Source organism: Pseudonocardia endophytica (assembly GCF_004339565.1).
GTDB lineage: Bacteria > Actinomycetota > Actinomycetes > Mycobacteriales > Pseudonocardiaceae > Pseudonocardia > Pseudonocardia endophytica.
Window position 1 is genome coordinate 2,079,341 of record NZ_SMFZ01000002.1, and the last position, 14,415, is coordinate 2,093,755.

A 14,415-nucleotide genomic window follows, 5' to 3' on the forward strand; every position below is an offset into this window, starting at 1 on the left:
CTTCGGTCGCGGAAACCGATCCGCCCGGCCGATCCGGGCGACCGGACGGCGTCCCGACCATGAGGGCATGCCAGCCCCGCTCTCTGCCGCACACTCCGCCGTCCCGACCGCGCAGGCGGAACGGGCGCTGGCCCCCGACCTGGCGCGCGGCGTGATGCTGCTGTTCATCGCGCTCGCGCACACCCGGCTGCTCCACATCGGAGGGTCGGCGCTCAGCGTGCCCGCCGGGGGCGGTCCGCTCGACGTCGTCGCGCAGGCGCTGACGACGACGTTCGTCGACAGCCGCGCCTACCCGCTGTTCGCCGTCCTGTTCGGATACGGGCTGGCGCAGATCGCGCGGCGCAGCGCGGAGCGGGGCATCGACGGGGGCGGGATCCGGAGCCTGCTGCGCCGTCGCGGCGCGTGGATGGTCGTGTTCGGCCTCGTGCACGTCGTGCTGCTGTACGCGGGCGACGTCATCGGCGTCTACGGTCTGGTCGCCGTGCTGTTCGCCGGTGCGGTGGCGTGGTCCGGCCGCCGCCTGTGGTGGGGCATCGCCGTCGGTACGACGGTCGGCGCCCTCCTCTACGGCGGGATGCAGCTCGTCCTCACGCTCGGCGGCACCCTGGAGCTGTCGCCGAACCCGCTGGTCAACGCGGCCGACCGGGTACTGAGCGCGGTGCCGCTGCTCCCGGTCAGCGTGCTGAGCGCGGTCGGTCCGGTGCTGCTCGGGATCTGGGCCGGGCGCGCGCGGCTGCTGGAGTTCCCCGGTCGGCACCGTGCGCTGCTGCGCCGTACCGCCTGGATCGGCCTGCCGGTCACGGTCCTCGGGGCGCTGCCGGTCACGCTGCAGGCCGTCGGGCTCTGGAGCCCGGCGTCGCCGACGGTGGGGTTCGGCGCGGGCGCGCTGCACAACCTGACCGGTGTCGCGGGCGGCCTCGCCTACGCGGCCGTCCTCGCGCTCGTCGCCCAGCGGATCGGGGACCGGCGCGGGCCGGTGACGACGGCGCTCGCGGCCTGCGGTCAGCGCTCGATGACCTGCTACCTCGCGCAGTCGGTCGTCTGGCTGGTGGCGACCGAACCGCTGCTGTTCGACGTCGGCAACGACCTCGGTGTCGCCGCCGCGGCGGGCGTCGGCGTCGCGACCTGGCTCGTCACCGTCGTCGCGGCGGACCTCCTGCGCCGCGCGGGACTCCCCGGCCCGTTCGAGGCGCTGCTGCGACGGCTCACCTATCGGGCCCCTCGGCCGACTCGTCCTGGACCAGGATCGAGATCCGCTGCCGCGTGACGCCGAACAGCTTGCTGACGGCGGTGACGGTGAGGTCCTCGCGCATCAGCGCGCGGGCCTGCTCCCGGCGGACACGGTTGCCGGCCGTCCCGAGCTCGGCGAGCACGCGGCTGACCCGCTCGATGATCAGCGGGCGCTCCTCGTCGCTCACGATCTCCTGCCAGGACCGGCCGTCCTCCCGGAGCGCGACGATCTCGTGGGCGCGCTCGACGGCCGAGGCGAGCTCCGCGCTGGTCCGCTCCAGCTGCTCGATGAGATCGACGAGTGCCGTGACGGCGGCGTCGGCGTCACCGGAATGGGCAGCATCCATCACCGGCATCCCATCGACGACCGAAACCGTGCGCACGGGACGAAAAGTAGACGGCGTCTCCTGTGGGATGGCTGAGGACGGTCTCCGTCGCTGAGGGCCCGCTGAGAGACGGTTCAGCCGGTCAGTGCCTCGCGCAGGCCGTCCGCGACAGTCGAGGCGTCCGCCGTATCCGGCCAGTGCCGCGCGAGGCGACCCGCCGGGTCGACGAGGTAGGTGATCGCCGTGTGCGGCATCGCGTAGCCGTCGGGGTCCTCCGGGTCGGCGCGGCGCCGGGCGAACACACGGAACGCGCGCTTGGCGGCCTCGACCTGGTCGGGCGTACCGGTGAGCCCGGTGAAGCGCGGGTAGGACGCGGTGAGGAAGTCCCGCATGACGTCCGGGGTGTCGCGTTCCGGGTCGACGCTGACGTAGAGCGGGCGCAACGGGGCCGCGTCGGCCCCCAGCTCCTCCAGCGCCGCGGTGAGCTTCGTCAGCGCCCGCGGACAGACGACCCGGCAGGACGTGAACCCGAACTGCACGAGCAGCCAGTCGCCGCGGTAGGAGTCGATGCCGACCGGCGTGCCGTGGTGGTCGAGGAGGTCGAACGCGACGTCGGTGGGTGCGGCGGTCACGGCACGAGCTCGACGTCGTGGGCCGGGCCGGGTGGGACGTCGAGGGTGAGTCCGGTACGGACGGTGGTGGCCGCCACCTCCTGCCCGTCGATCCGCAGCCGGGCGCCGTCCGGGACGCGTCCGATCTCGACGGTGGTCTCGCCGCCGCCGGTCCGCCGCAGCCGGGCATGCAGCACACCGTCGACGACCTCGGCGCGGCTCACCTCGACGTCGCGACCCACCCCGACGAGCGCTGGCTCCGCGAAGTGCTCTGCGCCCCATGGCTTCTGGTACAGCAGGTGCAACCCGTCCGGGACGTCGAGGCGGGCGTAGCCGAGCAGCACGTTGCCGGTCATCGGCTCCATCTCGGTGCGGTGGCCGTCGGCGTCGGCCGGTGTGTCGTTGCGCGGGTAGTAGAGCCCGCCGTCGGCCCAGGTGGGCGACATGAAGCGGTCGGCATGCGCGAGGATGCCGTCCAGTGTGGAGCGATCACCCATCTCGGCGGCCCACGCGGCGACCCAGCCGGTGTCGCAGGTGTCGGTGACGACGTCGCGGCCCATGACGTTGAGCGTCGGGCCGGAACGCACCGAGAACGTGCCGTCCGGGCCGGGCACGAGGAAGTCGGTGACCTGGGTCGGGTAGTTCGTGTGCACGAAGTCCCGGTTCCAGGTGTTCATCAGCGCGCCGCACCACGCGTCCACCCACGGCAACGTCATCGCGTTTCCGGAGACGACCTTCGAGTCCTCGAGGATCATCTGGTTGTAGTGGCCCGCGTCGTCGAGGCGGCCGAAGTCGGCCCACGCCTTCTCGTAGCCGGCGACCACCTCGTCGGCGCGGTCGCCTCCGGTGATCACGTCGTGCAGCCGGAAGCCGAGGATGGCGGGCTGGTTGCAGATCTGGAACACGCAGTTCGGCTCGCACGCCACGCCGAGGTAGCCGTTCTGGACCATCTGCCAGTAGAGGTGCTCGTTGAGCGAGTCCCGGTCGTAGGAGAAGCGCTTCTCCTCGCCACCCCAGAAGAACGACCAGTGCTCGAACGTCAGCGAACCCGGCTGCGCGTAGCGGTCGTCGGCGAACAGGTGGTCGTGCAGCAGCGCGCAGGACTGCACGTAGGCGGAGTACATGATGTTGTCGCGGGCGACCGGGTCCCACTGTTCGTGGTAGCCGTCCGCGAGGTGGGCGTTGAAGACCATCCCGCCGCGCGACACGTCGCGCCAGTACAACCAGACGTCGGGCATCAGGAGCTTGTCGATCAGCCGCTGGATCGTCGGGCGGAACAGCCCCGGCGCGGCGGGCAGCCGGTGGCGGTGGGCGAGCGCCAGCCCGTAGATCATGTAGGCGAGCTGGAAGCGGTAGCTCCCGAAGTCGTCCTCGCCCGCGCCCTTGCCCTGCATCAGCGACCAGTCGTGCGGCAGCCGACGGGACAGGTTGTCCCAGTGCTTCAGGTGACCGAGCTGTGCCTCGTCCAGCACCGACGTCGTCGTCATGCGTTCCGACGCTACGCAGCACCGTGGCCGCCGCCACACCCGTTCGGGTGTGCCGCCGCCGTCCCGGGTGCGATGTGCTGCCGCCACGTCGACATGGAGGTGCAGCGGTGCACGGACCCGGGGACATCCTGCGGACGGTCGGACCCCGGTACGGGGACAAGCCGGCACTGGTCACGCGGACGCGGACGCTCACGTTCGCCGAGCTGGACGCGCTCAGCGACCGGGTCGCGGCCGGGCTCGCGGCTCGTGGCGTCCGGCCGGGCAGCCCGGTGTCGCTGTACGCGCAGAACCGCTGGGAGTGGGTGGTGGCCTACCACGGCGCGCTGAAGGCGGGCGCCGTCGTGAACCCGGTCAACGTCATGCTCACCCCCGAGGAGCTGGCGTTCGTGCTGCGCGACTGCGGTGCTGCGGCCGTGTTCACCAGCGCCGAGCAGGCGTCGACGGTGCTGGAGCTGACCCGCGACCTGCCCGGCCTGTCGACGGTCGTGGCGTTCGGCGACGCCCCGGAGGGCGCGCTCGCGTTCGACGCGCTGCTGGCCTCCGACGGACCGGTCCCTTCTGTGGAGACCGACCCGGACGCGCCGTCGACGATCGGGTACACGTCCGGGACCACGGGGCACCCGAAGGGCGCCGTGCAGAGCCACCGGGCGGTGCTGCTGAACTGCGCGCTGACCGCGACCATGCACGGACGCCGCGACGACGACGTCGTCGTGACCGCGCTGCCCGCCCCGCACGTCTACGGCAACGTCGTGATCAACGGGACGTTCCTGGCCGGCGGCACGGTCGTGCTCATGGAGCGCTTCGACCCGGCCGAGACGCTGCGGCTGATCGCCGAGCACCGCGCGACGCTGTTCGAGGGCGTCCCGGCCATGTACGCGATGCTGCTGGCCCACCCCGACCTCGCGGGGGCCGACCTCTCGTCGCTGACCCGCTGCACGGTCGGCGGCCAGACGATCCCGATCTCGACGATCGAGCGCTGGCAGACCCGTTCCGGCGCCCCGCTGATCGAGCTGTGGGGGATGACCGAGGTGGCCGGGCTGGGTACCACGCACGCGCTGTACGCGCCGCCGGTGCCGGGCTCGATCGGGGTGGCGCTGCCGGGGGTCGAGCTGCGGATCGCCGACCTGGAGGACGTCGGCCGTGACGCGCCGACGGGGGAGCCGGGAGAGCTCATGGTACGTGGCCCGATCGTCATGTCGGGCTACCACGGCAACCCGGAGGCGACCGCCGAGACGATCGAGCCGGACGGCTGGCTGCACACCGGCGACGTCGCGACGATGGACGCGACCGGGCACGTGTTCGTCGTCGACCGGCGCAAGGACATGATCATCACCGGTGGCTACAACGTCTACCCGGCCGAGGTGGAGCGGGTGCTGGCCGGGCACCCGTCGGTCGCGATGGTCGCCGTCGGACCGGTGCCGGACCCGGTGCGCGGCGAGCTGGCCTGCGCCTACGTGGTGCCCGCCACGGGGACGGACCCGACGGAGGACGAGCTCGTCGGGTACGCGGGGGAGCACCTCGCGGCCTACAAGCGGCCCCGCATGGTGCGGTTCGTGGACGCGCTCCCGGCCACGTCGACCGGCAAGATCATGCGCCGCGAGCTGATCAAGAAGTTCACCCCGTGACACCCGGGGAGCACCGGTGTTCCATGGAACCGTGGACCCGACGGAGCGGCTGACGCGCGAGCACACCGAGCTCGTCGGCCTGCTCGACCGCCGCGCCGCCGTGCGGGCGGCGCTGGACCTGCTCAGTGCCGAGGGCGACGTGGCGTGGCTCGGCGAGTCCGTCGACCCGGGTGCCCCCGAACTGACGCTCGCCCAGGTCACCGGCGACCACACCGGGCTGCTGCGTGGGCTGGCCGTGTCCCGCGGTCTCGGTCTGACCGGCAAGGTGCACGGCACCGCGACCCCGGCGTGGGTGGACGACTACTTCGGCTCCGCCGAGATCACCCACACGTTCGACCGGCTGATCGACCTGGAGGGGATCCGCAGGCTGCTGGCCGTGCCCGTGCAGCGCGACGGCACGCTGCTCGGCGTGCTGGCCGTCGGTGCGCGGTCGGACGGGTCGTTCGGCGGGCGCGCGGCCGAGCGGGCCGAGGCCGTCGCCGACGAGGTGGCGCTCGCCGTCGCCGTCGCGGAACGGGCCCGGCTCGCGCGCGAGGTCGCGGTGCACGAGGAGCGCACCCGCCTGGCCGCCGACCTGCACGACAGCGTCGGCGCGCTGCTGTTCGCGATCGGGTCCGGAGTGGCCGGCCTCTCCGACGCGGTCGGCGCCGACCCGGAGCTCGCGACCCGGCTGCAGCGGTTGCAGGACCAGGCGAACGAGGCGTCGGCGGCACTGCGCGACTCGTTGCGGACGCTGCGTGCCTCACCCGCGGCGCTGGAGCTGTCGGTGGCGCTGCGCGCGGACTGCCACGCGTTCAGCGACCGCACCGGGGTCCCCGCCGAGCTCGTGATGCTCGACGACCCGCCCGCGCTCGCGCCGTCCCGGTGCGAGGCGGTCGTCGCGGCCGTGCGCGAGGCGCTGCTCAACGTGGAGAAGCACGCCGGCGCGTCGGCGGTCGTCGTCAGCGTGGCGGTCCGGTCCGGGGTGCTCGTCGTCGCCGTCACCGACGACGGCGTCGGGATCGGCGCGGGCCGCACGCCCGGCATCGGGCTCACCGCCAGCACCGACGCCGTGCGCAGGCTCGGCGGCACGCTGCGCGTCGTCCCCGATCCGCAGGGCGGTACGACGTGGCGGCTCGAGCTGCCGTGCTGAGGGCGGGGACCGTCCGGGTGCTGGTCGTCGACGACCACCCCGTCGTCCGCGACGGCGTCGTCACCGCGCTCGGGCGCTACAGCGACATCGACGTCGTCGGTCACGCCGCGAGCGCTACCGGTGCCGAGACGGCTTGTGCCGCAGAACGACCCGACGTCGTGCTTCTCGATCTGCGCCTGCCGGACGCGCTCGCCGCCGACGTGGTCCCGCGCCTCCACGCCGTGTCGCCGGCCAGCCGGGTGCTGCTGTTCACGGCGTTCCCCGAGCACTCGGCCGTGGCGCCGTCGCTCGCCGCCGGTGCGGTGGGACTGCTGGTCAAGGACGCGTCCGCGACGGTGCTGGGCGACGCGATCCGCGAGGTCGCCCGCACCGGCGGCTACCGCGGCCGCGTGCCCGACCCGGAACGGGCGCCGCTCACCCCTCGCGAGTACGACGTGCTGCGCCTCGTCGCGACCGGGCACACGAACGGCGAGGTCGGCCGGGATCTGAGCCTGTCCCCGAACACGGTGAAGACGTACCTGCACAACGTGATGCGCAAGCTCGACGCCCGCAACCGCGCTCAGGTGATCACGAACGCGAGGGCCAGAGGGCTGCTCTGATCCCCGCCGCGGTGCGTCCGTGCCAGGGCCCAGCCGGTCCGGCGTGCAACCCGGGCGTCGTCCCGCGAGCGCTCCGCCGGCTGAGGGTCATCGGTTCGGTGCAACGACAGCCGTGTGTGTGGCCGGATCCGCACCGGCTCGCGATCATCATGCCGCCGACGCAGCCGGTCGGCCACCACCGTCGTCCACCTGGCCTGGACCGTCGCGCGCCGCGTCCCACGACCCGAGTGCACGGTGATCCGGTGAACGCGCGGTGATCCGGTGAACGCGCGGTGATCCGGGGAGCGCGCGGTGGTCCGGGGAGCGGCCGGTGATCCGGGGAGCGCGCGGTGGTCCGGGGAGCGGCCGGTGATCCGGGGAGCGCGCGGTGGTCCGGGGAGCGGGCGGTGGTCCGGGGAGCGGGCGGTGGTCCGGGGAGCGGCCGGTGATCCGGGGAGCGCGCGGTGGTCCGGGGAGCGGCCGGTGATCCGGGGAGCGCAGGGTGATCCGAGGAACGCGCGGTGATCCGGCGGAACGCGCGTGCCGGGACGCGTGCGTACTCCGGACCGGGGTGCGTTCTCCGGACCGGCGTGCGAATTCGGACCGGCGTGCGAACCCCCGACCGGTGCGAGCCCGGATCACAGTGCGAGTCCACGACGGGTGGTGACGCGGAGCCCCGACCGTGGTGGACGAGAGCTCCGCCGATCCGATGTGGAGGCGCGAGAGCTGCTCTCGTCCGGGACCGGATCGACCATCCCCGTGAGATGACGCCGGTGGTTCCCCCGGGGTAGCCGGCCAGCCATGGACGTCATCTCACCCGGGCCGGACCAGCCGCTCGCCGGGTGCCACGACCCGTGCACGGTGATCCGGTGAACGCGTGGTGATCCGGTGAACGCGCGTGCCGGGACGCGCGCGAACTCCGGACCGGTGCGCGAACACCGGATCACAGCGCGAACCGCGTCGCCCCGTCGGCTACGAACCGGCGCGGACCCCGGTGCCGGCCGCTACGGCGGTCGACCTCGCCCGGACGGCGGCCCACTGGTAGGCGTCCACGATGCTGATCGCGTAGACGAACAGGCCTCCGGCCAGACGGCCGACCAGGGAGTGGTCCGGTGTGGTCAGGTGCCAGGTGATCACGCCGAGCAGGATCGTGTAGAAGACGAACATCAGGCCGCGGGTCGGCAGCCGGTTCAGTACGTGGCCCACGCCCGGCAGCACGATCGCCACCAGGAGCACCACCCACGGGCGTCTCACGTCGTGACCTCCCTCTGGGTCAGCAGTTCCACGGTCCGCAGAAGCTCGAAGGCGGGCACCCGGGCACCGGAGAACGAGGCCCGCCTGCTCACCCGGTAGGCGCCCTGGTCGGCGGAGGCGAGCAGCCGCACGGCGCGCAGACCGCCCGGGCCGACTCCGACCTCCTTCGTCTCGGGCTCGGAGACGAACGCCGCCAACGGTTCCAGCACGTCGAGCGAGGTGTCCGGTGTGGACGCGGCCACCCGGGCCGTCCGCGGGAACGACGCCGGCGTCGGCAGCTCGAAGCGGAAACCGGGGTTCGACGAGAAGTACTCGCCACCGTGCGGGCGCAGCAGCACGCTGACGGTGCCGGTGACCGGTACGCGCTGGTGCACGACGACCTCCAGCCACAGCACGGGCAGCTTGCGCAGCACGAGCGCGTCGACGATCACCCGCAGCCGGACCGGGTGGCCGCCGACCCGGCCGCGCAGCTCGGGGTAGTCGATTCCGTCGCCGCGGAGGACGACCGGGTCCTCGACGGCCGACAGCACGTCGTCGAAGACACGGGCGCGGTCGCGCATCGCGGCGTTGCGGGCGCCCGCGTGGACGGTGCCGAGCACGGCGACAGCGAGGGCGACCAGCGCGAGCGCGCCCAGGAACGTGAGGGACACGGCGCGCCCCTCAGTAACCGCGCGGACGCGGCAGGTCGGCGGTGAACTGCGCTCCACGGCGGACGAACTTGTAGCGCCGCGCCACGAACCAGATCGACGCCAGCAGGTAGAACGTGAGCATCGACAGCAGCGCTGCGCCGTATCCGAGGAACGTCGCGAAGAACACGGCGGCGGCGAGGACCAGCAGCGCGATCGCCGGGGCCGGGTGCAGCGGCAGCGTGTAGGCCCGCTTGATCGACCCGATCGGCCACAGCGTGCGGAACCGGATGAAGTTCGGGCCCATGAAGCTGTACATCAGCAGTCCGGACAGGATCGAGAACGTGATCACTGTGGACAGCAGCGTCGGCTGGTCCAGCAGGACCGGCAGGATCGCGAACGCGATCGCGACCGGCACTAGGAACACGATCGCCCGGAACGGCGTGTGGTACTTCGGGTGCACCGCGCCGAACCACTCCGGCAGATAGCGGTCCCGACCCATCGAGAACCAGGCCCGCGACGCGTCGTTGATGCATCCGTTGGCCGATGCCAGTGTGGCGCACAGGGTCCCGAGCAGCAGGAGCACGACGAGCACGCCGCTGCCGGACAGTCGTGCCGCGTCGAACAACGGTGTGATCGCCGTGCCGAGGTAGTGCCACGGCAGCAGGCCCGCGCAGAGGAACCAGGTCAGCGACGCCGCGATGATCAGCGTCATGATCCCGGCCATGCTGCCGAGCGGCACCGACCGCGGCGCCGACCGGCACTCCTCGGCGGCCTGTGCCGTGCCCTCGATGCCGAGGTAGAACCACATCCCGAACTGGAACGCGGCGATCACGCCGATCCAGCCGTACGGCAGGCCGTTGTCCAGGGAGCCGGCCAGGCCGGAGAGGTCCAGCGACGCGGTCGGGTTCCATCCCTGCAGGCCGACGAACAGCAGGAGCAGCGTGACGAACGCGAACCCGGTGATCACGAAGTTCAGCGTGAGCGTCGCGAACACGCCCCGGTAGTTCAGGAACGCCAGCGCCAGGATGGCGAGCACCGCGAACGGGTAGGGGGACAGCTCCTCCGTGGAGCCCATCAGGTTCGCCAGCGTGGTCAGCAGGTAGCTGAGCACGTTCGCGTTGGACGCCTCGAGCATCGTGTAGGCGAGCGTCAGGTACAGGCCGACGTTGAACGCCATCAGTGGCCCGACCGTGTGCTTGGCCTGCGCGTACTGGCCACCGGCGGCCGGGATCGCCGACGTGATCTCGGAGTTGATCATCACGATGCACGTGTAGAGCAGCCCGACGACCCAGCCGGCGACGAGCGCGCCGTACATGCCGCCCTTCTCGACGGCGAAGTTCCACCCCATGAACTCGCCGACGAGCACGATGCCGACGCCGAGGGCCCAGATGTGCAAGGGGGACAGCACCCGCCGCAGTGCCGGTCGTTCGGCGCCGGCCGCCGACGTGCGCTCGGCAGGTGCTTCCTCGACGCTCATGCGGATCCCCTCTCCGCCGTGGCGGGTGGCTCGTACGGTTCCTCGAGCGGGTCGGGCGCGTTGACCAGGGAGGCCTCGTCGTGGCCCCGGGCGACCCGGATCATGTCCTGCGCCATCCAGATCGCGATCGCGGCGCTGATCAGCCAGGCGAGCAGTTCGACGATGCCGACGACACTCATCCGGACACCTCCTCATCGGAACGGGAGCGGGGCCCGAACCTCTCCTCGATCACCTCGCGGTACTCCCTGAAGGAGACGCGGTAGACGAAGCCCAGGTAGACGGCGAGCAGCACGGCCGTGCCGACGAGTGCGAGCCAGTCGATGTCGTACTTGTGCGGGTCCGGCTGGTTGGCCTCGACGCCCGCGGCGATCGTCGGCAGGTCGGCCGTACCGGTGTCGATCATCTTCTGGTACTGGGCCTTCTCGCCGGGCGTCACCGGAAGCTGGCTCACCGACCGCACCTGCGACGTGCCGGTGGCGTCCTCGCTCTCGTCACCGGTCAGGTACGTCGTGACGAACAGCGTCGCGAAGATCAGCACCAGGATCACGGCCGCGTCCAGGAGCTGCCCGCGCAGGGACTGGCGCGGCGGCTCGTAGGGCGCCTTCCGCTCGCTCGGGGCGCTCACGACGCGCTCCCGCGCTTCGCGTTGCGCGCCTGCTGTCTGGCTTCCCTGAGCCGGTCGGAGAACTCGATGTCCGGGCCGTAGACGCTCTCCTTGGAGAGCCGGTAGCGGCGGACCATCGCCGCCACCGATGCCGTGTTGAACCCGCCGAGCAGGATCGCCGCGACGACGAGCGCGACGGAGATGCTCGGGCTCGGCGAGGTGGTCAGGGCGACCGCGCAGACGAACACCAGGACGACCCACATCGCGACGGCGAACGCCACCGCGAGGATCCGGTCCCGTCTGAGCAGGCTGTCGATGCGCGCCTCGAATGTCTTCAACGAAGCCTCCGTTGGCTCCTGCCGACGAGCGGTGACAGACGTTGTGCAGCAGTGCGTCACGTCGTCGGGACGGATGTCGGGCGTCGTGCCGTCCGGCCCGATGGTCTTCGGTCCGGACCAAATACCTCGGTCGTGGACAATACGGCGACGTGGCTACGCTGTGTCAAGGGTCACCGCTGCACCGCGCAACGGGGACGCCCCGACTCAGGGGCCCGTCTGCCCCGGGATCCAGCTGGTGCCCGCCAACGGGACGCGGGCCATCGCGGCCGCCTCGATCGTCAGCGAGACGAGGTCCTCCGGCTCGAGATGCCGCAGGTGGGCCTTGCCGCAGGCGCGGGCGATCGTCTGCGCCTCCAGCGTGAGCACCCGCAGGTAGTTCGCGATCCGCTGCCCGCCCTCGACCGGGTCGAGGCGCCGGGACAGTTCCGGGTCCTGGGTGGTGATCCCGGCCGGATCCTTCCCGTCCTGGTAGTCGTCGTAGTAGCCGGCCGCCGAGCCGATCTTCTCGTACTCCGCGGCGTAACGGGGGTGGTTGTCGCCCAACGCGATCAGCGCGGCCGTGCCGATCGCGACCGCGTCGGCCCCGAGCGCCATCGCCTTCGCGACGTCGGCGCCGGTGCGGATGCCACCGGAGACGATCAGCTGCACCTTGCGGTGCAGACCGAGCTCGGACAGCGCCTGCACGGCCTGCGGGATGGCGGCCAGGATCGGGATCCCGACGTGCTCGATGAACACGTCCTGGGTGGCCGCCGTGCCGCCCTGCATCCCGTCCACGACGACGACGTCGGCGCCCGCGGCGACGGCGAGCTTGACGTCGTAGTACGTGCGGGTTGCGCCGACCTTGATGTAGATCGGCTTCTGCCAGTCCGTGATCTCCCGCAGCTCGAGGATCTTGATCGCCAGGTCGTCCGGGCCGGTCCAGTCCGGGTGCCGGCACGCGCTGCGCTGGTCGATCCCGGCCGGCAGCGTGCGCATCTCGGCGACCCGGTCGGAGATCTTCTGCCCCAGCAGCATCCCGCCCCCGCCGGGCTTGGCGCCCTGGCCCAGCACGACCTCGATCGCGTCCGCCGCGCGCAGGTGATCCGGGTTCATCCCGTACCGGCTGGGCAGGACCTGGTAGACGAGCGTCTTCGAGTGGCCGCGCTCCTCGTCGGTCATGCCGCCGTCACCTGTCGTGGTGGACGTGCCGACCTCGCTGGCCCCGCGCCCGAGCGACTCCTTGGCCTGTGCGGACAGCGCACCGAAGCTCATGCCGGCGATCGTCACCGGCGTCGCCAGGTGCAGCGGCCGCTCGGCGTGCCGGTCGCCCAGCACGACGTCGGTGTCGCAGCGCTCCCGGTAACCCTCCAGCGGGTAGCGGGACATCGAGGCACCGAGGAACAGCAGGTCGTCGAAGTGCGGGACGGCGCGCTTGGCGCCCCAGCCGCGGATGTCGTAGACGCCGGTGTCGGCCGCGTGCTGGATCGCGGCGATCGTCGCCCGGTCGAACGTCGCGGACTCGCGGAGGCCGCGCTGAGATGGCGAGGTCATCAGTAGCTCCCCGAGTGCTCGCTGGTGAAGTGGTAGAGGGTGCGTGCCGAGCCGTACCGGCGGAACTCCGACGGGTCGTGGTCCACCCCCGCGCTGCGGAGCAGTTCTGCGAGCTCGTCGCGGTGCTCGTCGCGCATCTGTTTCTCGACGCAGTCGGCGCCGAGCGTGCCGACCTTGCCGCGCACGTAGATCCGCGCCTCGTAGATCGAGTCGCCGAGGCCGTCGCCCGCGTCGCCGCAGACGACCAGCCGGCCGGCCTGTGCCATGAACGCACTCATCGGGCCGACGTCGCCGCCGACGACGACGTCCACGCCCTTCATCGAGATGCCGCAGCGCATGGACGCCCTGCCCTCGATCACGAGCAGCCCGCCACGGGCCGTCGCGCCCGCACCCTGCGACGCGTCGCCGCGCACCCGGACGGTGCCGGACATCATGTTCTCGGCCAGGCCGGGACCGGCCATGCCGTCGACGACGATGTGGCCACCCTGGTTCATGCCGCCGCAGTAGTAGCCCACGTCGCCCTCGACATGCACGTGGAGGTCGTCGTCGATGCCCACGGCGACGGCGTGCGCGCCGCGCGGGGACAGCACGCGGTACCGCGTCGCGGTCGGGGCGTGCAGCTCGGCGTTCAGCTTGCGCACGCTCGTCGACGCGAGGTCGATCACGTGGTCGTTCGCGTGGTCGGCCCCCGCACTCAGCGCTGCCATGCGTACACCCTCCCCGGCTCGGGCTCGAAGATCGTCGCCTCGGACAGGCCCGGCAGCCCGGCCAGCGACCGGAACTCCGAGGCCATCGCGACCCAGCGCGGGTGCTCCGCGACGATCGCGGGCTTGCAGGCGATCTCGTCGCGGACGACGGCGAACCCGTCGGCCGTGGTCACCAGCAGCGTGTAGAAGCCGTCGAACTCACCCCCGAGGCGGTGCAGCGCCTTCTCCAGGTCGTCGCCGTCGGCCAGGCACGCGGCGACGTAGCGGGCCGCGACCTCGGTGTCGTTCTCCGAGTCGAACACGACGCCTTCGCGTCGGAGCTCCCGGCGGATCGTGGCGTGGTTGGAGAACGATCCGTTGTGGACGAGGCACTGGTCGGCCCCGACGGAGAACGGGTGGCTGCCCTCCGGCGTGATCGCCGACTCGGTGGCCATCCTGGTGTGCGCGAGCGCCTGCCAGCCGGTCGCCGACGCGAGGTCGTAGGCCTTCGCGAGGTCACCGGGGTGCCCGACGTCCTTGTAGACGACGAGGTCGGTGCCGATCCCGACGACCTTCGCGTCCGGCGCGACGGCCCGGACCGCCGCGGCGAGCGCGTCCGGACCGACCGGCGCCGTGATCACGGTGGTGGCTCCGGCCCGCCGGACGTCGACGTCGGCCACGCCGGGCAGCACCTGTCGCAGGTCCGCGACCGGATTCGCCCATGCGCCGAGCACGGAGACCGCCGAATGACCGTCGGGGCAGCGTGAACGGTCCCCGTAGACGGCGATGCCAGCCGAGTCGGGGCCGCGTTCCGTCGCCCCGACCAGCATCTCCTCCAGCAGCCGTCCGAGCTGCGGGTACAGCTCGGCGTCACGGAGGTGCAGTCCGACGATCCCGCACATGGGAAC

At 72.1% G+C, this 14,415-nt stretch carries 16 protein-coding genes; 4 read left to right on the forward strand and 12 right to left on the reverse strand.

Annotation, left to right across the window (positions count from 1 at the left end):
- The first annotated feature begins 67 nt into the window (after positions 1-67).
- A complete protein-coding gene (locus EV378_RS28600) occupies positions 68-1,267 on the forward strand; it encodes a DUF418 domain-containing protein (RefSeq protein ID WP_132430482.1) in 1,200 nt (399 codons plus the stop codon).
- Here EV378_RS28600 and EV378_RS28605 read toward each other — a convergent pair.
- From EV378_RS28605 to EV378_RS36555, 3 genes are all read right to left on the reverse strand, one after another.
- Positions 1,206-1,577 (reverse strand): hypothetical protein, encoded by a 372-nt coding sequence (locus EV378_RS28605; protein WP_132430483.1) that lies wholly within the window; start codon positions 1,575-1,577, stop codon positions 1,206-1,208. The genes EV378_RS28600 and EV378_RS28605 overlap by 62 nt on opposite strands.
- 113 nt (positions 1,578-1,690) lie before the next feature.
- Positions 1,691-2,188, reverse strand: coding sequence for an SCO family protein (locus EV378_RS28610; RefSeq protein ID WP_132430484.1), 498 nt, complete (start codon positions 2,186-2,188; stop codon positions 1,691-1,693).
- Complete coding sequence (locus EV378_RS36555) at positions 2,185-3,654, reverse strand: linalool dehydratase/isomerase domain-containing protein (RefSeq protein WP_132430485.1); 1,470 nt, start codon at positions 3,652-3,654, stop codon at positions 2,185-2,187. The genes EV378_RS28610 and EV378_RS36555 overlap by 4 nt, the downstream gene beginning before the upstream one ends.
- 107 nt (positions 3,655-3,761) lie before the next feature.
- On the opposite strand from EV378_RS36555, the gene EV378_RS28620 reads away from it, so the two are divergent.
- Genes EV378_RS28620 through EV378_RS28630 form a run of 3 tightly spaced genes read left to right on the forward strand, consistent with a single transcriptional unit; the run spans position 3,762 to position 7,010 of the window.
- On the forward strand, positions 3,762-5,279 hold the full coding sequence (locus EV378_RS28620) for a class I adenylate-forming enzyme family protein (protein WP_132430486.1): 1,518 nt from the start codon (positions 3,762-3,764) through the stop codon (positions 5,277-5,279).
- A 31-nt stretch (positions 5,280-5,310) separates the two neighbouring features.
- Positions 5,311-6,411, forward strand: a complete 1,101-nt coding sequence (locus EV378_RS28625) for a GAF domain-containing sensor histidine kinase (protein WP_132430487.1) — start codon at positions 5,311-5,313, stop codon at positions 6,409-6,411.
- A complete protein-coding gene (locus EV378_RS28630; protein WP_132430488.1) occupies positions 6,405-7,010 on the forward strand; it encodes a response regulator transcription factor in 606 nt (201 codons plus the stop codon). The genes EV378_RS28625 and EV378_RS28630 overlap by 7 nt, the downstream gene beginning before the upstream one ends.
- A gap of 951 nt (positions 7,011-7,961) precedes the next feature.
- Here the strand turns inward: EV378_RS28630 and EV378_RS28635 are convergent.
- From EV378_RS28635 to EV378_RS28675, 9 genes are all read right to left on the reverse strand, one after another.
- A complete protein-coding gene (locus EV378_RS28635) occupies positions 7,962-8,243 on the reverse strand; it encodes a hypothetical protein (RefSeq protein ID WP_132430489.1) in 282 nt (93 codons plus the stop codon).
- Positions 8,240-8,893: a hypothetical protein gene (locus tag EV378_RS35610; protein WP_165922522.1), complete on the reverse strand. Its 654-nt coding sequence runs from the start codon at positions 8,891-8,893 to the stop codon at positions 8,240-8,242. The genes EV378_RS28635 and EV378_RS35610 overlap by 4 nt, the downstream gene beginning before the upstream one ends.
- Positions 8,894-8,903: 10 nt before the next feature.
- Complete coding sequence (locus tag EV378_RS28645; protein ID WP_132430490.1) at positions 8,904-10,349, reverse strand: APC family permease; 1,446 nt, start codon at positions 10,347-10,349, stop codon at positions 8,904-8,906.
- Positions 10,346-10,528, reverse strand: a complete 183-nt coding sequence (locus EV378_RS28650; protein WP_132430491.1) for a hypothetical protein — start codon at positions 10,526-10,528, stop codon at positions 10,346-10,348. The genes EV378_RS28645 and EV378_RS28650 overlap by 4 nt, the downstream gene beginning before the upstream one ends.
- A complete protein-coding gene (locus EV378_RS28655; RefSeq protein ID WP_132430492.1) occupies positions 10,525-10,974 on the reverse strand; it encodes a hypothetical protein in 450 nt (149 codons plus the stop codon). The genes EV378_RS28650 and EV378_RS28655 overlap by 4 nt, the downstream gene beginning before the upstream one ends.
- Positions 10,971-11,291 carry a hypothetical protein gene (locus tag EV378_RS28660; protein WP_132430493.1) on the reverse strand — a complete coding sequence of 107 codons (321 nt, stop codon included), beginning with the start codon at positions 11,289-11,291 and terminating at the stop codon, positions 10,971-10,973. Before EV378_RS28660 ends, EV378_RS28655 begins: the two co-directional genes overlap by 4 nt.
- A 204-nt stretch (positions 11,292-11,495) precedes the next feature.
- Positions 11,496-12,821 (reverse strand): FMN-binding glutamate synthase family protein, encoded by a 1,326-nt coding sequence (locus tag EV378_RS28665; protein ID WP_132430494.1) that lies wholly within the window; start codon positions 12,819-12,821, stop codon positions 11,496-11,498.
- Positions 12,821-13,528 (reverse strand): glutamate synthase, encoded by a 708-nt coding sequence (locus EV378_RS28670; protein WP_132430495.1) that lies wholly within the window; start codon positions 13,526-13,528, stop codon positions 12,821-12,823. The genes EV378_RS28665 and EV378_RS28670 overlap by 1 nt, the downstream gene beginning before the upstream one ends.
- Positions 13,516-14,409, reverse strand: coding sequence for a class II glutamine amidotransferase domain-containing protein (locus EV378_RS28675; RefSeq protein WP_132430496.1), 894 nt, complete (start codon positions 14,407-14,409; stop codon positions 13,516-13,518). The genes EV378_RS28670 and EV378_RS28675 overlap by 13 nt, the downstream gene beginning before the upstream one ends.
- Positions 14,410-14,415: the final 6 nt, after the last annotated feature.

Coding starts and splice junctions, on each gene's coding strand:
- EV378_RS28600 (WP_132430482.1), top strand. CDS start 68: ATGCCAGCCCCGCTCTCTGCCGCACACTCCGCCGTCCCGACCGCGCAG.
- EV378_RS28605 (WP_132430483.1), bottom strand. CDS start 1,577: ATGGATGCTGCCCATTCCGGTGACGCCGACGCCGCCGTCACGGCACTC.
- EV378_RS36555 (WP_132430485.1), bottom strand. CDS start 3,654: ATGACGACGACGTCGGTGCTGGACGAGGCACAGCTCGGTCACCTGAAG.
- EV378_RS28645 (WP_132430490.1), bottom strand. CDS start 10,349: ATGAGCGTCGAGGAAGCACCTGCCGAGCGCACGTCGGCGGCCGGCGCC.
- EV378_RS28650 (WP_132430491.1), bottom strand. CDS start 10,528: ATGAGTGTCGTCGGCATCGTCGAACTGCTCGCCTGGCTGATCAGCGCC.
- EV378_RS28665 (WP_132430494.1), bottom strand. CDS start 12,821: ATGACCTCGCCATCTCAGCGCGGCCTCCGCGAGTCCGCGACGTTCGAC.
- EV378_RS28670 (WP_132430495.1), bottom strand. CDS start 13,528: ATGGCAGCGCTGAGTGCGGGGGCCGACCACGCGAACGACCACGTGATC.
- EV378_RS28675 (WP_132430496.1), bottom strand. CDS start 14,409: ATGTGCGGGATCGTCGGACTGCACCTCCGTGACGCCGAGCTGTACCCG.